The sequence below is a fragment of the Pedobacter gandavensis genome (assembly GCF_032677645.1).
GTDB classification, from domain to species: Bacteria; Bacteroidota; Bacteroidia; order Sphingobacteriales; family Sphingobacteriaceae; genus Pedobacter; species Pedobacter gandavensis_A.
In genome coordinates, this window is record NZ_JAVTSB010000002.1 from 317,495 (window position 1) to 338,995 (window position 21,501).

A 21,501-nucleotide genomic window follows, 5' to 3' on the forward strand; every position below is an offset into this window, starting at 1 on the left:
CAAGAACCTCTCTCAATGGTTACAAGATGGTTGGATGATCCTTCCATGATCAAAATGACCTTTCAAGGACTATATAAGGACTATCCGGGCACTATGTAACGATCATGTTAATATGAACACAGTTGAACCCCTTATCAACCAGATACCGAAGCCATTACCTATATTAGTAAAACACTGATTGCTAATTCAACATGCTATGGGAAATCTAAACAATGGTCTATTTGGTGCTTTTAATGGTCGCGTAGGTAATCTGGTAGGCTATACGCTGCACGGAAAAAACGTGATCAGAATGATCGGCCATACCACTAAATCGCCAACCCTACCTAAACTGGCCAATTATCAAAAGATGACGGTGGTTAATGAGTTCCTGGTGAGGATGCAGGATTTCATCAAATTAGGTTTCCAGCATGAAGTGATCGGAACCGATCGGAACACCTATAATGAGGCCCTATCTTATAACAAAAAACACGCTTTAACGGGCGAATACCCTAACATCAGTATTGATTATCCTAAAGCCATGCTGAGTAAAGGTAGCCTGCGTCCGGCAGATCAACCTGGGATTTCAAAGCCAGATTCCCGCCTCGGTATTGAATTTAAATGGGAAATGCCTGAAAAAATGCTGACCGGGCACCGTAACGACAGGGCCATGTTGCTCATTTATTTCCCAGAATCAAAAACATCATATTCCAGCTTAAGTGGTGCAAGAAGGCACGAAGGAACAGACACGCTTTATATCGATGGCAATCTGTATGGCGCACAAATGGAAGCCTATATTACGTTCATTTCGCCCGGTGGCGAGGAGATTTCAGACAGTGTTTATGCCGGTTCAATAGCTAAAGAGATTGAAAAACCTGAGCCGGAAAAGGAAATACTAAAGAAAACAGAAAACACGGAAAATGATCGAAATCAGGCTGTAAAACCCCATCAAGCAAGGCATAAAGCCCCTGCCAGCCCTGGCTATTGCGCGCAAATCACCCAACCCTTAAACCTGTTTCAACATTCCATCCCTAAAAACCTTTCCGGTCCTCCTTCCTGAATCTCATAAATCTTCGGGAATGTGGTTAAAAATAAAACCAGCTGACATAGGGTTGTCAGTCGGCCATCTTTTCTTTGTGTTACAATTTAAAACACGCGTTCTAAAACACAAGTTTTACAGCTGAAGTGTTTTAGAAACAACTTGCTACAACTTAAAACACAAAGAAATGGAAATGATTAAAATGTTCTTAGAAGAACTGGCACAGGAGTCAGAAACTACACGAAAAATGCTGGCTATTGTACCTGCGGAAAAATTCGACTGGCAGCCACACCCAAAAAGCATGAAATTAAGAGCGCTTGCTACTCATGTTGCAGAACTACCAACCTGGATTACCTATGGCGTAACTACAGATGGCCTCGACTTTGCCATCGTGCCTTATGAGCCCAAAATCATCAACACCCATGCCGAACTGATGGCACATTTTGAAGAATCCTTAAAAGATAGTACCTCACACTTATCCGCAGCAAAAGAAGAAATCCTCTCTGAACCCTGGATTTTACGAAATGGGGAGCAAATTTATTCTACCTTCACAAAAGGCAGTCTGATCAGACACACTTTATCCCAGATTATCCACCACAGGGCACAGTTAGGGGTCTTTCTACGCTTATTAGACATCCCAATTCCGGGCAGTTACGGCCCTAGTGCTGACGACCCTAAATTTTAGAATATCATAGCTTTACAATATTTTGATAGTTTATGTGGGTATATTTTGATTTCTTTGTAAACTGAAACAATTTATACCCATACCCATGTCTGATTCTACCACCCGATTAAATAAATACATTAGTGAGAGCGGTCTGTGCTCTCGAAGAGCTGCAGACAGATACATAGAACAAGGAAATGTATTTATCAATGGCCGGAAAGCCAAGGTAGGCGACCAGGTATTATTCGGGGATATCGTTACGGTGAATGGCCAGACCATTGAGCCAAAAGAAGTTGAAAACTCTATCTTAATTGCCTATAATAAACCAGTTGGCATTACCAGTACTACTGAAGCTGGCGTAAAAAGCAATATGGTGGATCATGTAAACCATAGCGAACGGGTTTTCCCGATTGGCCGTCTGGACAAAGATTCACAAGGATTAATTTTCCTGACCAATAACGGAGATATTGTAAACAAGATCCTTCGTGCTGGTAATAACCATGAAAAAGAATACATCGTAACGGTTAACAAACCAATTACGGAGTTATTTATCACTGGAATGGGCAAAGGTGTTCCTGTATTGGGCATGATGACCAAAAAGTGTAAAGTAGTTAAAGAAAGTACTTTTACTTTCAAGATTGTGCTTGTTCAAGGTTTAAACCGTCAGATCAGAAGAATGTGTGAGCATTTCGGATTTGAGGTAACCAAACTGGAACGTACCAGAATCATGAATGTTACTTTAAAAGGTATTCCTGTTGGCGAATGGAGAGAACTTACTCCAGCAGAGCAAACAGAGATTTTCAACCTTGTTGCCAAATCAAGTTCTTTAGAAGCCGCATCAGCAGCGAAAAAAGCAAAGAAAGCTGTAACAGAAGACTTTGAAGCAGCACCTGCTCCGAGAAAATTCTCTTCAGGCAGACCTGGTGGCCCACCAAGACCGGGTTCACCTAGAGCTGGCGGCGCAAGATCGGCCGGACCAAGATCAGAATCTGAAGACAGACCAAGATCGGCTTCGGGCAAACGTGGAGCGGATAAAAAAGCCAGCACGCCATACCGTAGTGCTTCTGCAACTACCGATTGGAACAAGAGTAACGGACCAAGCAAAAGACCAGTAAGACCTTCAAGAGGAAACTCGGGTGCACCTGGAAAAAGCAGAGGACCAAAGCGTTAAACATAATTTGACTGTCATATTAAGGCAGTAATTCCATACATTTTAAGCCAGCAAAATCAATTTTTGCTGGCTTATTCTTTTTTTAGGTAACTTTGCATCAAATGCTTACTACAAAAAAAACAGACATACGTTCACTGGACCTTCCTCAGCTGCAACAACACTTTATTAACATGCAGGAACCTTCTTACCGTGCCAAACAGGTTTACCAATGGCTATGGGAGAAATCTGCGCGCTCATTTGAGGAAATGAGTAACCTCTCTAAAGACCTTAGAAAGAAACTCGATGAAAACTATGCGATCAATGTAGTTGAAGTAAATAACTCCCAGTTTAGTAATGACCAGACCATCAAAAGTTCGTTCAGACTCTATGACGGGAATATTGTGGAAGGCGTACTGATTCCGATGGAAGAACGTATGACCGCTTGTGTGAGTTCTCAGGTAGGTTGCAGTTTAACCTGTAAATTCTGTGCTACAGGATATATGGACCGTAAACGTAACCTGAATGCGGATGAAATCTATGACCAGGTGGTTTTGATTGATCAGCAGGCAAAGAAAAACTACAATGCCCCTTTAACGAATATCGTATATATGGGTATGGGTGAGCCCTTACTAAACTACGCCAATGTATTGAAGTCTATTGACCGTATTACGGCACCAGACGGATTGAACATGTCGTACAAACGTATTACAGTTTCTACTGCTGGTATTGCCAAAATGATCAAGAAACTAGGCGATGACGGGGTTAAATTTAACCTGGCCATTTCGCTGCATGCGGCAAATGACAAGAAAAGAAATGAAATCATGCCGATCAATGAGCAAAACTCGTTGAAAGCACTGGAAGAAGCTTTAAAATACTATTTCTCTAAAACAAAGAACCCGGTTACTTACGAATACATTGTATTCAACAATTTCAATGATGAAATTGAAGATGCAATGGAACTGGCCAAATTCTGTAAACACGTACCTTGTAAAGTAAACTTAATCGAGTACAACCCGATTCAGTTTGCAGACTTCCTGAATGCCGAAGGCGATAAGATTGATGCTTTCTCTACGTACCTGAAAAATCAGGGCGTAAATACCAACATCAGAAGAAGCAGAGGTAAAGATATTGATGCCGCCTGCGGACAGCTTGCCGTAAAAGAGCAAAACTAAATTCCGTATTCCAACCAGACATGGGCTAATCCGCATAGATTAGCCCATGTCTTTTTCCCTTCCTAAACTTCATGACCTCCTGCAACTGCTATTTCCGATGGCCTGTTATGGTTGTGCCCTACCCTTAATTTCCGGCGAAGCTGATATTTGTACCAGCTGTCTGGAAAGTTTACCCTTTACCGATCACCATCTGGATCCGGAAAACCTCGTCGCCAAACAATTCTGGGGACGCATCCCCCTGGAAGCGGCCATGGCCATGCTTTTTTTTAAACGCGGAAATGCCACCAGACTACTCATCCACCACTTAAAATACGGGAACCATCCGGAGCTTGGACTAAAGCTGGGTATGCTACTCGGAGAACGTCTATTGCAGGCTCCGCAGTACAAGGGGCTGGATTTCCTGATTCCGGTACCCCTGCACCTTAAACGAGCCGCAGCACGCGGCTATAACCAAAGCGATTATATTGCCACTGGCATTGCGCAGGTATTGGGCGTCCCGGTGAGCAACCGCCATCTTTTCCGCAGCGCCGCAACCGATACCCAGACCCGCAAAGGCCGGTTGCTGCGTTTCGAAAATATGGCAACTGCTTTTGAACTACAACATGCCGAAGAACTCGAAAACACGCATATCCTGTTGATTGATGATGTGCTCACTACAGGCGCAACCCTGGAGGCTTGTGCACTAACCCTGCTAAAATCAAGGCCGCAGAAGATCAGTATTGCCACTTTGGCCTTTGTAAAATAAAATCTTTCTCCGGTAAAACAATACGTGCCGTCAGTCGTTTATATAGGTGAGAGCGTTAATTTAAGATGGTAAAGGCCGGCACACCTCATACAGGATGCCGGCCTCTTACTGTCTAATCAAAAAGAAGGTTTCCAAAGCCCTCCAATTGCTCCTTAAAGCCTGTACCTAAGGCCTTTTCAAGATAATTCAACAATATTTACAAATAAATCTAAAAACATTTTGATTATTCAAATATATTCCTTTACTTTGACCTTGAGAGCGTTAATTTAAGGGTCGATACCTTCACTTCTGTGGAATATCGGCCCTTTATCATTTCTAATAATTCCGCTTTTATCCCTTGATTATTTCCAGAAAGTCGTTGATTTTGCCCCTGTTTTTTAGCTCAGGTACTCGGAGAGAATATTTCTCATATCTTCCGGTTTAAAGGGCTTTAAGATGTGTCCGTTCATACCAGACTCCGCAAACTTATTGTGTTCATCGTGTAAGGTAGAAGCGGTTAAAGCAAGGATAGGCACATTTCTATAATAATCGCCATCCATTGCCCTGATGAGGGTAGTGGCTTCGAAGCCATCTATTCCCGGCATTTTAATATCCATAAAGATCAGGTCGTACACATTATCGCGTACTTTCTCCAGGGCTTCTTCACCGGTAACGGCAAAGTCCAGACTTAATCCCCATTTACCGAAGATACGTTTGGCAATTAAGGCATTGATCTCATTATCGTCCACTAAAAGAATACGTTTATCACTAAACATATCCGGTTCTGTGAATGCCTTCACCTGAGGGACGTAATCGCTGGCCTTTTCAAAAGATATACTGAAACTAAAAACTGTTCCTTTCCCTTCTTCACTTTCCACCTGAATGTCTGCACCATACAGTTCCAGCATCTTTTTGGTAATTGTGAGTCCAAGTCCGGTGCCTCCGTATTTTCTGGAGATATCTGTTCTGGCCTGAATAAAAGGTTGGAAAATATAGGCTAGTTTTTCCTGTGCGATTCCAATTCCGGTATCTCTTACCTCAAAATAAAGCAAGACACGGTCTTCTTCTTCGGAAAGCAGTTTGATTTCCAGAATAATTTGACCGTCCTCCGTAAACTTAATCGCATTTCCTAAAAGGTTCATCATCACCTGATACAGGCGTGTTTTATCTCCTTTAATGTAGGTCGGAATCTTTTCATCGCAGTGCAGTTCCAGCTTATTGTTTCTGGCTACCACATTCATCTGCAAAGATTTGATGACATCAGAAGCCAGAGCTTTGATGCTGAAAGGGATGGTTTCGAGCTGCACATTCCCGGTTTCCATCTTGGTCAGGTCCAGGATGTCATTGATGATGTTCAACAGGTTTTCGGCAGAGAAACGCAGGAGATTTAAATCTGGTAACTGCGATTCTTTAGGGTCATTATCGAGTAAGAGGTGTGCCATTCCGATCACCGCATTGAGTGGTGTTCTGATTTCATGGCTCATCACGGAAAGGAACATTTCTTTAGCCGCACTGAGTTGTAAGGCCTGTTCTTTGGCTTCCACCATTTCCTTTTCTACCTGTTTCCGTTGGGAAATATCAGTGATCAGGTCAATCTGGCGTTCTACTTTTCCTTTCTCGTTTACGATGGGCGTATTGGAAACGGATAGCCAGATCGGTTCTCCGGATTTCTTTTTCGCCTGTACTTCTATGGTATAAGACTCCCTGTTGTTGGCTTTCTGTCTGGAAGCCACAATCAGTTCTCTCTGAGCTTCATCTTTGGACAGGATATCACCTAACCTGAGGCCTTGCAATTCGCTCAATGTATAACCGGTTAGTTTCTCCATAGAATGGTTAATCCAGGTGGTATACCCATCTCCATCGGCTATATTAACTCCGGTATCGGTTTTACTGGCCACTAAGGACAGCAATTGTAATTCTTCTTCTGCTTTTTTCTTTTCGGTAATGTCGAGGATGATCTCTACCTCTATTTCCACCTTTCCATCGTCGTTAAAGACGACGGTGTTGTAAATGGACAACCAGATTGGTTGCTTGTCTTTACGGTAAGCTAAAAGGTCTACCGTGAAAGACTGGTGTCTGTTGGTGAGCTCTCTGGCCTGTTCTATCAGTTCCAGATCCGTTCCCGGGCCCTGGATCAGGTCGCCGAGGCGTTTTCCTTTGATATCATCCAGTGTAAATCCGGTAATCTTTTCAAAAGCGGCATTTACCCAGGTCACATGGTTATCCGCATCATTGATCACCACGGCATTGTTCACTTTACTCGCCACGAAGGAGAGTTTCATCAGTTCATTTTCTACTCTTTTATTCTCCGTAATGTCTCTTCCATACGCGTACCAGCGTCTGTTTTTGCAGACCATGGTCCAACTCAGCCAACGGATTAACCCGTCTTTGGTGACAATCCTACAGTCAATATTAAACTGCCTGGTCCCCGCAGTTAGTCCGGCTTCTATGGCATTGAGTACCCTGTTGATGTCTTCTCTGTAGCAGAGCATCCAGGCGGTTAAGCCAATGGCTTCTTCCACTTCATAACCCAATACAGCCGTAACGGCATTGTTTACAAAGAGCAATTCACCTTTATCATCCAGGATACAATGAATTTCGGGGGATACGGTAGAAATATTAAGCAGTTCTTCGAAGCGCTGGTTTTTAAGGGTCAGCTCTCTTGCTTTTTTACGGAGGGAAATGTGGGTAATGACTTCTTTGGCGAGGATCAGCAATCCTTCTTTCTGCGCTTCCGTCATTTGCTGAGGCACACGATCGAAGACACAGAGGGTCCCTAAGCGGTAACCATTTTCATCGATTAAGGGGGCACCGGCATAATACCGCAGATGCGTCTGGCTGATCACGAAGGGGTGACTATTGAAACGTTCATCGGCCGTTGCATCACATACTTCAAACACCTCATCCGATTGAATCACCTGTTCGGCAAAGGATACATTTCTGGGTAGTTCTTTAAAATCGAAGCCCAACACAGATTTAAACCATAACCGGTCTTCATCAACTAAGGCAATGACGGCTACCGGGGTGTTGCAGATCAAGCTGGCCAGCTTGGTGATATTATCGAATTCCTGTTCTGGCGGAGTATCCAATATATCGTAATCCTGCAACGCCCGCAAGCGTTCCATTTCATGAGTTGATGAAGTCTGGTTATTCGTTAGCATGGAGTAAGTTATTCCCGTTTATTTGTACAAAGGGAACTGACTTACCAGGCTGATTACTTTTTCTTTTACCGCGCTTAAATTATTCTCATCCTCAGAATTCGTAATTACCTGATCAATCAGATCAACAATGATTTCCATTTCTGCCTCTTTAAAACCTCTGCTCGTGATGGCAGCTGTACCTACACGAATTCCAGAAGTTACAAAAGGTGATTTATCGTCAAAAGGAACCATATTTTTGTTCACGGTAATATCTGCTTTTTCAAGCGCATTTTCCGCTGCTTTTCCAGTTATATTTTTGTTGCGTAAGTCAATCAGCATTAAATGGTTGTCTGTACCACCAGAAATAATACCGTAACCTCTTGCTACAAAAGCTTTAGCCATTGCCTGTGCATTAGCTTTTACTTGTGTGATATAAGTTAAATACTCGTCGCTTAGTGCTTCACCGAAAGCGATTGCTTTGGCAGCGATGATGTGTTCTAATGGACCACCTTGAGTTCCAGGGAATACAGCCATGTCTAAAACTGAAGACATCATTCTGATTTCACCTTTAGGCGTTTTAATTCCGAATGGGTTTTCGAAATCTTTTCCCATCATGATCAGACCACCACGAGGACCACGAAGGGTTTTGTGCGTAGTTGTCGTTACAATATGGCAATGTGGAAGTGGATTGGCTAATAAACCACGTGCAATCATACCAGCAGGGTGAGAGATATCGGCTAAAACTAAAGCACCGATTTTATCAGCAACACTACGGATAAAAGCATAATCCCACTCTCTTGAGTAAGCAGAAGCACCACAAATGATCAACTTAGGACGTTCCGCTAAGGCGATTTCTTCCAGTTTAGCATAGTCGATTAAACCATCTTCTTTCTTTACTCCATAAAACAAAGGCTGATACAATTTTCCTGAAAAGTTAACCGGAGAACCGTGTGTTAAGTGTCCACCATGAGAAAGGTCAAATCCTAAGATTTTATCTCCCGGCTGGATCACTGCAAGCATTACTGCTGCGTTAGCCTGTGCTCCTGAGTGTGGTTGTACATTCACCCATTCTGCTCCAAAAAGCTTCTTTGCGCGCTCAATAGCGATGGTTTCAACCTCATCTACTACCTGGCAACCGCCATAATATCTCTTTCCCGGAAGGCCTTCAGCATATTTATTTGTTAAACATGATCCTGCGGCTTCCATTACTTGTTTGCTCACAAAATTTTCAGAAGCAATCAGCTCGAGGCCATTTTCCTGACGGTCCAATTCCCTGTCAATCAAATCAAAAATTAAAGTATCTCTAGTCATTTATTGAAGTATTAATTTGTAAAATTAACGATTTTCCTTCTTAGTTTGGTAACAAAATACCTTACTTTGTAGTTCTATTCTATAAATCACTGCATGGAAGATATCACCCGTCCATTATTACCAAACATAAATTATCCTGCTGATTTAAAGCAGTATAAAGAAGAAGATCTCGAACAAATTTGTCAGGAATTGCGTCAGTACATCATTGACGTAGTGAGTGTAAACGGGGGGCATTTTGGCGCAAGTCTGGGTGTAGTGGAACTCACTGTAGCCTTACATTACGTTTTAAATACACCTTACGACAAGCTGGTCTGGGACGTTGGCCATCAGGCTTACGGACATAAAATCCTGACCGGAAGAAAATCAAAATTTCATACCAACCGCCTCCTTAACGGGATCAGCGGATTCCCTAAAATCAGTGAAAGTGAGTACGATACCTTTGGTGTTGGCCACTCTTCCACTTCTATTTCCGCAGCATTAGGGATGGCTGTTGCTTCTCAGATTAAAGGAGAAAAAGACCGTCAGCACGTTGCCGTTATCGGCGATGGCGCGATGACCGCCGGTCTGGCTTTTGAAGGCTTAAACCATGCGGGCATTGAGAACTCCAACCTGTTGGTGATCCTAAACGACAACTGTATGTCGATTGATCCTAACGTGGGTGCTTTAAAGGAATATTTAACGAGTATTACCACTTCAAAATCATACAATCGCTTCCGCGATGACATTTCAAATGTTTTAATTAAGCTTTCTGAACTGGGGCCAAATGCCCATAAGTTTGTGAAGAAAATTGAGAAAAGCATTAAAGGCACCTTATTGAACCAGAGCAATCTATTTGAATCGCTAAACTTCAGGTATTTTGGTCCGGTAGACGGCCATGATGTGGTGCGTTTGGCCCAGGTAATCCGCGATTTAAAAGACATTCCCGGCCCTAAACTGTTGCATTGTGTCACAGTAAAAGGAAAAGGTTTCGCTTTAGCGGAAAAAGACCAGACCAAATGGCATGCACCCGGTTTATTCGATAAGATTACCGGTGAAATCAAGAAATCGGTCGTAGATAAGCCTCAGCCGCCAAAATATCAGGATGTTTTCGGACATACCCTGGTAGAACTTGCGGAAGAGAACTTAAAAATTGTGGGTATTACGCCTGCAATGCCATCAGGTTCTTCGATGAACATCATGATGAAAGCCATGCCTACCCGCGCTTTTGATGTGGGTATTGCTGAACAACATGCAGTTACTTTCTCTGCCGGATTGGCTACACAAGGACTTGTTCCTTTCTGTAACATCTATTCGAGCTTTATGCAAAGGGCCTATGATCAGGTGATCCACGATGTGGCCATTCAAAACCTGAATGTGGTGTTCTGCTTAGACCGTGCAGGTTTTGCGGGTTCTGACGGGGCTACGCACCATGGTGCTTACGATTTAGCGTACATGCGTTGTATTCCAAATATGACGGTTGCTGCGCCAATGAATGAAGAAGAGCTGAGAAATCTGATGTATACGGCTCAACTGGAAAATCAAGGCCCGTTTTCGATCCGTTATCCGAGAGGAAACGGGGTGTTAACCGACTGGAAACGTCCTTTTAAAGCTTTAGAAATCGGTAAAGGCCGCAAAATATGTGATGGGGAAGATGTAGCGATACTGACCATCGGTCATGTCGGTAATTTTGCCGTTGCAGCTTGTAAAGAACTCAACAGCGAAGGGATTCATCCGGCACACTACGACATGCGTTTTGTAAAACCTATAGATGAAGCTTTATTGCATGATGTATTTAAACGCTATAAAAACGTGATCACTGTGGAAGATGGTTGCCTTCAGGGCGGTCTTGGAAGCGCTGTGCTTGAGTTTATGGCCGATCACCAGTACAATGCTAATGTAACGCGTTTGGGTATCCCTGACGAGTTTATTGACCATGGTGAGCAACAGGAATTATGGGCACTGTGCGGTTATGATACTGCGGGGATTATTACCGTGGTAAAAAAAAACGCTGTGCGGAGAACAACCGCAACAATAGCTTCTTAACGGAATAACTTTCCTGGATCAGGATCAATAATATACCAAAAAGGCCTGCCCATTTAAAATGAGCAGGCCTTTTTCTTTATCGCTTTATTAATGATCTTCTATTTAGAGATCATTAATTAGGTTTCTGAACAAATTCCAGTAATGATTTCTCAATGATCGCCAGACATTCTTTAATCTGATCTTCGGTAATCACCAATGGCGGTGCCAGACGGATCTTATTTCCCTGAGTCGGTTTAGCTAATAAGCCGTTCTCCTGAAATTTAACACAGATGTCCCAGGCCATATTGGATTCTTCCGGACAATAGATCACGATCGCGTTCAGGAGTCCTTTTCCCCTAACCAGTTCGATGATGCCGATTCTTTTGGCCATATCCTCTAGTCCGGCTCTTAATACCTCGCCTAATCTAGCGGCATTTTCAGCCAGTTTCTCATCCAGCACAACCTGCATCGCTTCGCGCGCTACGGCACAAGCCAGTGGATTACCACCGTAAGTTGAACCGTGTTCCCCTGGTTTGATGGTCAGCATAATTTCATCATTGGCTAAAACCGCAGAAACCGGTAATACACCTCCGGAAATTGCTTTCCCCAGGATGATCATATCCGGCTGGTTGGTTTTATCTGCTGAATCTACTTCATAAGAGGCCAGCATACTTCCCGTACGGGCAATCCCGCTCTGGATTTCATCCACAATAAACAAAACGTTATACTGCTTACAAAGTGCTTTAATACGAGGCAGGTAATCTGCATCCGGAACCACTACCCCGGCTTCACCCTGGATCGGTTCTACGATGAATCCCGCAATGTTTTTATTCGCTTTCAATAATGCTTCAAAAGCATCCACATTGTTGTAAGGTACACGGGCGATTCCATCCACAAATGGACCGAAGTTATTTCTTGCACTTTCATCATCAGAGGCCGAAATCACAGAAATCGTTCTGCCGTGGAAGTTCCCATTGGCAAAAACTATCGTTGCCTGACCAGCAGGAACGCCTTTTACCTCATAAGCCCATTTCCTACACAGCTTCATCGCCGTTTCTACTGCTTCTACGCCAGAATTCATGATCAATGCTTTATCGAAACCGAACAGCTTGCAGAGGAATTCTTCGAAATCACCTAATTTATCGTTGTAAAAAGCACGGGAAGTTAAGGTTAGCTTTTCGGCCTGAGTTTTTAAAGCGGCTATAATTCTTGGGTGACAATGACCTTGATTCACAGCAGAATATGCCGAAAGGAAGTCGTAATATTTTTTACCTGCTACGTCCCAAAGGAAAACCCCTTCTCCTCTTTCCAATACCACCGGTAAAGGATGGTAATTGTGCGCACCATATTTGTTTTCTTTCTCTATCAGCGTTTCCGCTTTACTTAATTCTCCTGTAATACCCATGGTTTAGTATGTCTTTTTGGTAGGATGCTAAGGTAATAATAATTTTTCGCCCTTAATTTAGAAGGCCGTTTACCCCTTGCGGGGAAACGGCCTTCAGCTGATTTATTTTGCGGAACAATGTTTGGATTAGTTATATCCAGGGGTTTGAACCAGTACCCCTTTTGACTTATCGATTTCGATCTGTGGGATCGGCATCAGGTATAATTTATCAGTCCAGGTACGGTCCTGGATTTTACCATTTCTTACATCATATAAAGTTTTCATCACATCAGGTGCAATTTTCCATCTTCTGATGTCCATATAACGCTGACCTTCTACAGCCAGTTCTACTCTACGCTCTGCTCTGATAAACTCCCTTAACGCTTCTTTTGAAGCATATTTAGTTCTGTTTACCACTGGCATACCTGAACGGGTTCTGATCTTATCCAGGGCATCATAAATGGTTGGTTCCGGTCCTGAAACTTCATTTTTAGCTTCTGCATAAGTTAACAGAATCTCTGCAAAACGGAAAAGAATCATGTTTGAGTGGTTGTCGATCTGCTCTTCAATCACTGTAGGATCTACCAGTTTACGGAAGTTATAACCTGATTTGGAAGAGTTATTTCCATTTAATCTCGAGTTGTAGAAATATGGCGGTTTCTTCACTGCTGCATTCCATACGGCACCATGAAACTGAATGGTCGCGTAGAAACGAGGATCACGATTTCTATATTCTTTCACGTAAGCTGTTGAATCTTTCACATTTGCATACCATACGGCACGTTGCGCCGCGTCTACAGGAACGATTGCTTCACCAGTTTGGTAATTTTCATAAGCATCCACCATCGATTGTGTTGGCACAAGAGAACTCCAGCCTCCTAAATCATTAGGAAGTAAATAAGTATTCATGAAATTACCGTCTTTTTGTTTGATGTGCTGACGATCCAGGATCACTTCTTTATTACCTTCATTCTTTTGATAGAAAAGACGCTCATAGCTACGTAAACCTTTACGGAAGTTTTCTTTATCATCCGCATCTTTAAAGTCTACATATTTCGAATAATCATCCAGTTTGTCTTTTTCTTCTTCAGCCGTAGTGGTAAATAACTCATAGTTCATACCCATGACAGTACTGGCTACGTTAGCTGCCTGTTGAAACTGACTATCATACAGGTAAACACGTGCCATTAAAGCCAATGCTGCCCCTTGCGTAATTCTTCCTTTTTCATTCGGTTTTCCACCACTGTATATTTTAGGTAAAACCTTTGCTACAGCTTCCAGCTCCGATAAGATAAATTCCTGAACAAGTTTTCTTGGTGTTCTTGGGATATTTTCTTCGCCCAAAGCCAATACCTTAGTAAATAAAGGCACATCTCCAAAGGAGTTCATCAGGTTGAAATAAGCGTAGGCGCGGATAAAACGTACTTCTGCTTTATATCTTTCCAAAAGTGCCGGTGCGATAACAGTTACTCTGTCCGCATTTTCCATGAAATAATTGGCACGACGGATATCTTTAAATCCCCAACCTGCATCGTTGTTGGCATTGATTGTACCCGCAGAGATTGGATTAGAAGGACTATCCCAGGCATTTTGAACCTGAGCATTGTCTGTTGCACCATCCATAAAAGGAGGTGATTCGCTCGACAACTGGGAGTAAACGCCATTTACAACTTTGTAAACATCTTCTTCAGACTTCCAGAACGTGTCTTCCGACAATTGATTCAATGGAGGTCTTTCCAGGAAATCTTTTTGACAGGCGGTGATTGACGTAAGGGTCAACAAGCCTGTAAGTATATATATTGATGATCTTTTATTCATAATTTTAAATTTTAACATAGCGATTAAAATGCTGCACTTAAACCAATCGACCAGGTTTTCATACCAGGGTATCCTGCGCGGCCAGAAGCCATTTCCGGATCAAAATCTTTCAGGCGTTTATCAGCCATAAAAGTGAAAGGATTGTTTGCACTTGCATACACTCTAAGATTGCTCATGCCTAATTTTTTAATCGCTTCCGGTTTGAAGGTATAACCTAAAGTAATGGCTCTGATTCTGAAATAAGAAGCATCAAATAACCAGAAAGAAGAAGTTACCGTGTAATTCTGAGCACCATCATTTGAAGTCAGGATACGTGGAAAATCTGCCTTTGCATTTGGATTTTCAGCTGTCCATCTGTTCTCCCATGCGGTTTTCACACCAGCACCATTGAAGAAAGGATAAGCTGCTTCTTCAGAGAAATAGGTTTCTACATTACCTACACCATAGGTTAGGATGCCTAAATCAAAACCTTTGTAAGCGGCATTAAAGTTGAAACCGTAGTTTAACCAGGGTACATCGTTACCAATAATGGTACGATCCGCTGCAGTTACATAACCATCACCATTGGTATCTCTGTATTTGATATCACCTGGTTTAGGCGCAATTTCCTGCGTTGCATGGTTGTCAATATCAGCCTGATCTACGAACAAACCATCTGCGGTATAGCCGTAATAAGAACCGATCGACTGACCTACACGCTGAATCCATCTGCCATCAAAAGCATCGTCACCAGTACCTAATGAAGTGATTGTATTTTTGATGATGGAGAAGTTACCACCGATGCTGAATTTGAAATCTTCACCGATCTGGTCGTTATAAGTTAAGCCAATCTCGAAACCTTTGTTTCTGGTAGAAGCACCGTTAGACAATGGCAATTTATCGAAAGCCACACCAATGGTTGCCAGGCGGGGAATACGAACCAGTAAATCTTTGGTATCCTTGATATAGTAATCTGTTACCAGGTCTAATTTACCGTTAAAGAAGGTTGCATCAATACCAAAATCGGTCATATAAACCTTTTCCCAGGTCGCTAAAGGATCTGAAAGCACATTCTGAGCAACACCTGTTTGTGCGTTACCTTCGAAACTATATTCATAACCAATATCTAACAGGTTATAGTAGTTACCTACTTTTACCACATCCTGATTTCCTAATGAACCATAAGATCCACGAAGCTTCAGACTGCTGATCCATTTGATATCCTGCATAAATGCTTCTTTACTCACCAACCATCCGGCCGAGAAAGAAGGGAAAACTGCACGACGAACATCTTCGCGGAAACGGGAAGAATAATCGATCCTTGCATTGGCTTCAAACAGGTATTTGTCTTTGTAAGCATAGTTGAAACGACCAAAGAAAGAGCGTAAAGCCCATTCCGTTTGTAAAGTACGGTTGGCATCACCATCGTCATCTTTACTCATGTCTTCCGGGTTACTGGAACCACTACCAACAGTCGTCATGTCATTATTAGGGAAGTTTTTTCTACCCAAAAATGCGTTTCTGCTGACGTTGCTTTCCTGACTCGCACCTACAATAATTTTACCGAAGTGATCGCCAAAAGTTTTTTGGTAATCTACCGTTCCCTGAATCAGGACTTCCTGACGCTTGCGCCAGTATTCTTTCATCTCATTGATCACTACATCGGTTTTAGCCAATGGCGTCTTCGACTCAAAACCCAGAATAGGTTTCATGGTGTTCACAAAACTCAGGGAGTTACTATTGAAGTATTTTAAGGAAGCCAAACCATTGATGGAAAGACCAGGTAGCGGCGTTAAGCTTGCATTTACCGCGGTTTGCAGGTAATTGTCTTTATCCCAGGATTTTCCACCCTCTTCCAGCATACGCACCTGGTTACGACCTGCATCACCAGCAGATTCTGCACCACCACTCATGGATCCCCATGCACCGTTAGACTGACGTAGCACGGTAATTGGCAGGGAACGACTCAATTCTGTGAAGGATAAATTACCTCCTGTACGGTCATAGTTTTGGTTGATGAAAGAGATGTTAGTTCCGATGGTCAATAAATCCGGAACAATTTTACTGTCCGTGTTTAATTTAGCGACCATACGGTCCTGGCTTTTACCTGGAACCAGAGATTCCTGATCCATGTAAGTTACACCCAGATAAGTGCTGGTAATTTTACCAGGTGAGTTGATATTTAAACTCACATCACGTTGTGGTGCACTTTTTCTTAAAGCTTCTTTATACCAGTCTGTATTTGGATAAAGATCTGGCTGTGTTCCATTTCTGAACAATTCTACTTGTTCTGAAGTATATTTTGCTTTTCCACCACCGTTAACCATTGCTTCATTGTATAACAAAGCGTAATCTGCAGAATTTACAAATTCCGGAAGGTAAGCAGCGGTTTGCCAGCCGTAGTTTGCATTGAACTGAACGGTTGTTTTATCACCGGTTCCTCTCTTTGTAGTCACTACAATTACACCATTGGCTGCTCTTGATCCGTAAAGTGAAGCCGAAGCCGCATCTTTTAAAACAGACATATTAGAGATATCCAGTGGGTTTAGGGTTGCAAATTCCTGAGCAGTTGCCGGAATCCCGTCGATGATATACATTGGGCCTGAACCAGCTGAAAGACTGCTTCTACCACGAATAGAGACTGAACCAGTACCTGCTGATGTTCCATCAGAAGCACGTTGTACATCGCCAGGGCGTTGTAAAACTGTTAATCCCGGTGTTACACCTTGTAAGGCATTCTGAACCGAAGTAACCGGTCTGTTTGCTAATGTTTTTGGACTGATCGTGGCTACAGCACCAGTTAAGCTGGATTTTTTCTGTTTGCCATAGGCAACTACGACTACTTCATCCAGATCACTGGCTTCTGTAGCTAAAGTTACATTAACTTGAGTTTGGTTGTTTACCGCAACTTCCTGCGGTGCATAACTTAACATTTTGAATACCAGGATACCATTTGCTGGTACGCTGATGGAGTAGTTTCCGTTCGCATCAGTACTGGTACCACGTCCAGGTGCTGATTTTAGAGTTACGGTTACGCCTGGTAATGGGCCTTGACTGTCTTTAACAGTTCCTTTAACAACGATATCGGCAAGGTTAGTCCGCAAGTTGCTTCGTTGAGCCCGGGGCTTAACCGCAGCCATCGCATCCTGCACAAACAGAAGCATAACTGCCATTAAAACCCAGATCCCTGTGGTTTTAATTAGTAGAGGTTTTTTCATTATAAAATTTGGTTGTTTAGAAGTAATTTGAATCAATGTTACGTATAGTAATCACTATTTAAAGTACTTTAAAGGCGTTTGGTTTACGCAAACGGTTGTGCAGATTATTTTCCGTATCAGGAAATCCCCGCGGAATGTTTGTTTTTTTCTGAAAAGCCTGTTTTCAGTATTACAGGCTAACTATTTAGTTATAAGGACTTAGCGGGAACTAAGAATTTAAAGCGCGTAAGAATCCCCTTAAAGTGATTTACACGAAACGATAATCAGGTATCAGGGGCATTGCCCTTCCGCGCAAACGGTTGTATAATCCCTCATCGTGTCTTAGAACAACTTTTAAGACTCCGATCTACTCTTTTTGTTTTCTTAAAAAAATAACAGGGCAAACGACACAAAGTTGAAACTATTGTACGCCCTCCGGAATCAAAAACCCTGTTTAAAGCTATGATTTACAACAAATAAAATACTCAGGCAAGATTCTTATGCCTGAGCAGCGACTGAGGATTTAAGTTCTTTATTCAGGCATTTAATATCTTTTTATGATACTTAGTGTAAGAATAGGTGTTGCCGGACAGGTGTCCTTTGCCTGCTCAGGGTGTTATTTAAGCCATTTCCTGAATACCTGGGCAATCTCTTCTTCGAGCACCGGTTTAGACAGGAAGTCGTTCATTCCGGAAAGAATACACTTTTCCTTCTCTCCTTTCACATTTCCGGCGGTTAGGGCGATGATGGGCACATTAGACAGCGCTAATTCGTTCCTGATGTATTGTGTGGCCTCATAACCATTCATTTCGGGCATCTGAACATCCATCAGGATGAGGTCTGGTATTTGTTTTTTACAATACGCTAAACATTCCAGTCCATTGGCTGCTTCATGAATCTGCGCCATTGGGGCGATCCTTTTTACGATGGTCCTGGCGAGCAGCATATTGATCAGGTTATCTTCTGCAATCAGGACATGAATCTGTTGCTGACTCCTTTCCATATTTGACCGCAGCTGATCCTTTCCTGCGGTAGCCGCCGGTCTTTTGCTTGCCGGATCAGCATCCCATGGTGTCTCTTCTTCATCTTCGGCAGCCACTTTAAGCAGGATATCAAAGAAAAAGGTACTGCCCTTTCCAGGGATGCTGGTGAGCTCCAGTTTGCTGCCCATTAAACCTAAAAGCTGGTTGGAAATACTGAGGCCCAGCCCTGTACCCCCATATCTTTTGGTGGTAGAGCCATCTTCCTGAGAAAAGGCTTCGAACACTTTATCATGTTTATCAGACTTGATTCCGATTCCCGTATCGATCACCTGGAAGCGAATCGCCATCATACCTCCTGCTATTGGCGATAATGGGGCGATTTTAAGCGCGATCTCTCCGGTATCGGTGAACTTAACCGCATTGCTGAGTAAGTTGATGAAAACTTGTCTGAGCCGCACATAGTCGGTCCATATAAACCTTGGCAGGTTTTCATCGATGATCAATTTCATTTCCAATGCTTTCCGCTGCGCCTGATATCTATTGATGTCTATGGCCTGGTTTCCCATTTCATAGAGGTCGCATTTCTCGATTTCGAGTTCCAGTTTCCCGGATTCAATCTTGGAGAAATCCAGGATATCGCTGATAATCCCCAACAGGGCATTGGCCGATTCATTGACAATCGTGAGGTATTGTTCCTGAGTTGGACTCAGTTTGGTTTTCAAGACCAGGTCTGTAAATCCGATCACACCATTTAGGGGCGTGCGTATTTCATGGCTCATATTGGCCAGGAACTCCGATTTTGCCATACTGGCATGTTCGGCCTGTTCTTTGGCTTTATTGAGTTCTAAGCCCTGCCTGCTGCTCTCTGTAATGTCCTGACTAAAGATCATGATGCCACCGATTTTTCCGTCAAACTGATACCATGGCCGAAGTTCCCAACGCAGGTACTGGTCATGGTCCCAGCCTTTGGGTCTCCAGATGTCAATTTCATTTTTAATCACTTCACCTTCAAGACAGCGGTGGTGGATGTCTTTCCAATGCTGACTCAGATCGGGCAAAACGTCGAAATGTGCTTTCCCGTAGAGGTCTGTTCCTTGTAACTGATGTTCTTCGAGCCAGCGGTTACTGACGGCAATGTAATGGAGTTTACTATCGAGCATCGCTACTGCGGCAGGCGCATGACTGACAAAAGCAGAAAGTCTGCCTTTTTCTTCAGATAAGGCGATTTCCGCACGTTTTTTCTCATCGATGTTCTGGAATGTGCCATAAACACGCTTACAAACACCTCCTTCAAATTCGGTATGACCAAGCACGCGTATCCAGATTTCCTTTCCTTTATGGGTATGCAGGAGGAGTTCCAGATCCCAGGTCTCCCCGATTTCGATGGCGCTCTTTACGGTCGCGGCCATTTTATCGCGGTGTTCCCCTTCTTTGTAAAACATCAGGGCCGTTTCCAGCTCAGGTGTATAACTGAGGGGCACTTCATGGATTTGTCTGGTGATTTCTGTCCAGCTTAACGTTCCATGGATCAGGTCCAGATCCCAACCGCCAATCTGCGCCACTTCATTGGTTTGTTCGAGCATTTTGGTGGCCCTTTCCAGTTCTCTTTCCAGGCGATGCTTCTCCGTTACGTCTATCGCATTCACAATCACATACTTTTTCCCGGAAAGGTCATATTCTACGGCATTGTTATAGAACAATACCCTGGAAGTTCCGTCCTGATGCACAATGGTCATCAAGCCAGATGCTTTCCCTTTCTGCCTGATCTCTTTGAGGTAATCGGCTACATAAGGAAGCTGTTTAGGGTGGGTAAGATCGAACAAAGTCATGTTAGCAAGTGCGCTGGATGTGTAGCCCAGCAATAATGCCCCAGCGATATTGACGGAGATAAAGCCGCCCTTCATATCGTGTGTACACATCAATCCCTGAGAATTCTCAAAGAAAGAGCGCATGTTATTTTCACTTAGTCTGATCTTTTCATCGCGTTCGGTTTCGACACTAATGTCTCTGGCAATGGCAAATACATGATCCGTACCCGGTTCCGGAGTTGCGGTCCATTGCAATACTTTATAGTCGCCACCAACAGTTAAAAAACGCGTTACAAAATTGGTAGTATTTTTTCCGGTACTGAGGCTTTCCAATTGTTCAAAGCCCCCAACAAGATCGTCCGGGTGGATGAGGCTTAAGAAGCTATGGGCCATGATTTCTGCTGATTTCCAGCCCAGCACCTTTTCAAATGCGGGGTTAATTTTCTTGAAATAGCCATCCAGTCCGGCAATACAGATCAGGTCGTTCGACAATTCGTAAAGCTGGTCAAAATACTGGTGTTCTGCTTTTTCCCTGCGGTTGATAATCAGCGTCATGGCTTGTTTAGACAACAAGGCAAGTGCTTTTCGCTGTACTTCGGTAAGGACTTTTGGTTCGGGCCCCAATACACATAGGGAGCCGATGGCATAACCGGAAGGGTCTACTAATGGGTGCCCGGCATAGAACCTCACATGGGGGTAACCGGTTACTAATATACTGTCTTTGAAGCGCTCGTCTTTTCTGGCATCTTCAATTTCAAAGATGGCTTCACTGAGAATGGTGTATTGACAAAAAGCGATTTCTTTGGGGGTTTCGGTCACTTCTATTCCCTTTGTAGATTTGAACCATTGTCGGTCTTCATCCAGCAAGGCGATTAATGAAACAGGGGCTTCACAGATCAATGAGGCCATTTCTGTGATTCTGTCAAACTCATTTTCAGCAGGAGAATCCAGAATTTGATAGCGTTTTAAGGCTTGCAAACGTTCATTTTCCTCAATTGGTAGACTAGGTATTTTCATAGAGACGAGAGAACTATAAGAACCAGAACTGAGGTCCTATAACAAATATAACATTTACCTTTTAAAAAAAAGATACGAGAAATTTGCTCAAAAAGATGCTGGTTTAATCAATATATTTTCATTTCCAAAGCACAGAAA

The 21,501-nt window shown here is 43.0% G+C and carries 12 protein-coding genes; 6 read left to right on the forward strand and 6 right to left on the reverse strand.

Going from position 1 to position 21,501, the window contains the following annotated elements; genetic code table 11:
- Positions 1–196: 196 nt before the first annotated feature.
- The 5 genes from R2Q66_RS04815 to R2Q66_RS04835 all read left to right on the forward strand — a co-directional run bounded on the left by R2Q66_RS04815 (position 197) and on the right by R2Q66_RS04835 (position 4,746).
- Positions 197–1,036 (forward strand): DUF6266 family protein, encoded by an 840-nt coding sequence (locus R2Q66_RS04815; protein ID WP_316746865.1) that lies wholly within the window; start codon positions 197–199, stop codon positions 1,034–1,036.
- Positions 1,037–1,202: 166 nt separating this feature from the next.
- Positions 1,203–1,700: a DinB family protein gene (locus R2Q66_RS04820; protein ID WP_316746866.1), complete on the forward strand. Its 498-nt coding sequence runs from the start codon at positions 1,203–1,205 to the stop codon at positions 1,698–1,700.
- Positions 1,701–1,785: 85 nt separating this feature from the next.
- Positions 1,786–2,850 (forward strand): 23S rRNA pseudouridine(2604) synthase RluF, encoded by a 1,065-nt coding sequence (rluF, locus tag R2Q66_RS04825; RefSeq protein ID WP_316746867.1) that lies wholly within the window; start codon positions 1,786–1,788, stop codon positions 2,848–2,850.
- Positions 2,851–2,951: 101 nt separating this feature from the next.
- Positions 2,952–4,001: a 23S rRNA (adenine(2503)-C(2))-methyltransferase RlmN gene (gene rlmN / locus R2Q66_RS04830; protein WP_265843334.1), complete on the forward strand. Its 1,050-nt coding sequence runs from the start codon at positions 2,952–2,954 to the stop codon at positions 3,999–4,001.
- A 46-nt stretch (positions 4,002–4,047) separates the two neighbouring features.
- On the forward strand, positions 4,048–4,746 hold the full coding sequence (locus tag R2Q66_RS04835) for a ComF family protein (RefSeq protein ID WP_316746868.1): 699 nt from the start codon (positions 4,048–4,050) through the stop codon (positions 4,744–4,746).
- A gap of 377 nt (positions 4,747–5,123) precedes the next feature.
- On the opposite strand, the gene R2Q66_RS04840 is transcribed toward R2Q66_RS04835, so the two are convergent.
- Positions 5,124–7,886, reverse strand: coding sequence for a PAS domain S-box protein (locus R2Q66_RS04840; protein ID WP_316746869.1), 2,763 nt, complete (start codon positions 7,884–7,886; stop codon positions 5,124–5,126).
- An 18-nt stretch (positions 7,887–7,904) separates the two neighbouring features.
- Positions 7,905–9,176 carry a serine hydroxymethyltransferase gene (gene glyA / locus R2Q66_RS04845; RefSeq protein WP_316746870.1) on the reverse strand — a complete coding sequence of 424 codons (1,272 nt, stop codon included), beginning with the start codon at positions 9,174–9,176 and terminating at the stop codon, positions 7,905–7,907.
- A 93-nt stretch (positions 9,177–9,269) separates the two neighbouring features.
- Here glyA and dxs point away from each other — a divergent pair, with 93 nt between their 5' ends.
- Positions 9,270–11,198: a 1-deoxy-D-xylulose-5-phosphate synthase gene (gene dxs / locus R2Q66_RS04850; RefSeq protein WP_316746871.1), complete on the forward strand. Its 1,929-nt coding sequence runs from the start codon at positions 9,270–9,272 to the stop codon at positions 11,196–11,198.
- Between the two features lie 112 nt (positions 11,199–11,310).
- Here dxs and rocD read toward each other — a convergent pair whose 3' ends face one another.
- The 4 genes from rocD to R2Q66_RS04870 form a co-directional block, all read right to left on the reverse strand.
- On the reverse strand, positions 11,311–12,582 hold the full coding sequence (gene rocD, locus R2Q66_RS04855; RefSeq protein ID WP_316746872.1) for an ornithine--oxo-acid transaminase: 1,272 nt from the start codon (positions 12,580–12,582) through the stop codon (positions 11,311–11,313).
- A 126-nt stretch (positions 12,583–12,708) separates the two neighbouring features.
- Complete coding sequence (locus tag R2Q66_RS04860; protein WP_316746873.1) at positions 12,709–14,379, reverse strand: RagB/SusD family nutrient uptake outer membrane protein; 1,671 nt, start codon at positions 14,377–14,379, stop codon at positions 12,709–12,711.
- 23 nt (positions 14,380–14,402) lie between these two features.
- Positions 14,403–17,576: a TonB-dependent receptor gene (locus R2Q66_RS04865; protein ID WP_316746874.1), complete on the reverse strand. Its 3,174-nt coding sequence runs from the start codon at positions 17,574–17,576 to the stop codon at positions 14,403–14,405.
- Positions 17,577–18,171: 595 nt separating this feature from the next.
- Positions 18,172–21,363, reverse strand: coding sequence for a PAS domain S-box protein (locus R2Q66_RS04870; protein ID WP_316746875.1), 3,192 nt, complete (start codon positions 21,361–21,363; stop codon positions 18,172–18,174).
- Between the last annotated feature and the right edge of the window lie 138 nt (positions 21,364–21,501).

What these genes read in the sequence shown, in the direction of transcription:
- R2Q66_RS04815 (WP_316746865.1), top strand. Translation starts at nt 197, where the DNA reads ATGGGAAATCTAAACAATGGTCTATTTGGTGCTTTTAATGGTCGCGTA.
- R2Q66_RS04820 (WP_316746866.1), top strand. Translation starts at nt 1,203, where the DNA reads ATGGAAATGATTAAAATGTTCTTAGAAGAACTGGCACAGGAGTCAGAA.
- rluF (WP_316746867.1), top strand. Translation starts at nt 1,786, where the DNA reads ATGTCTGATTCTACCACCCGATTAAATAAATACATTAGTGAGAGCGGT.
- rlmN (WP_265843334.1), top strand. Translation starts at nt 2,952, where the DNA reads ATGCTTACTACAAAAAAAACAGACATACGTTCACTGGACCTTCCTCAG.
- R2Q66_RS04835 (WP_316746868.1), top strand. Translation starts at nt 4,048, where the DNA reads ATGTCTTTTTCCCTTCCTAAACTTCATGACCTCCTGCAACTGCTATTT.
- R2Q66_RS04840 (WP_316746869.1), bottom strand. Translation starts at nt 7,886, where the DNA reads ATGCTAACGAATAACCAGACTTCATCAACTCATGAAATGGAACGCTTG.
- glyA (WP_316746870.1), bottom strand. Translation starts at nt 9,176, where the DNA reads ATGACTAGAGATACTTTAATTTTTGATTTGATTGACAGGGAATTGGAC.
- dxs (WP_316746871.1), top strand. Translation starts at nt 9,270, where the DNA reads ATGGAAGATATCACCCGTCCATTATTACCAAACATAAATTATCCTGCT.
- rocD (WP_316746872.1), bottom strand. Translation starts at nt 12,582, where the DNA reads ATGGGTATTACAGGAGAATTAAGTAAAGCGGAAACGCTGATAGAGAAA.
- R2Q66_RS04860 (WP_316746873.1), bottom strand. Translation starts at nt 14,379, where the DNA reads ATGAATAAAAGATCATCAATATATATACTTACAGGCTTGTTGACCCTT.
- R2Q66_RS04865 (WP_316746874.1), bottom strand. Translation starts at nt 17,576, where the DNA reads ATGAAAAAACCTCTACTAATTAAAACCACAGGGATCTGGGTTTTAATG.
- R2Q66_RS04870 (WP_316746875.1), bottom strand. Translation starts at nt 21,363, where the DNA reads ATGAAAATACCTAGTCTACCAATTGAGGAAAATGAACGTTTGCAAGCC.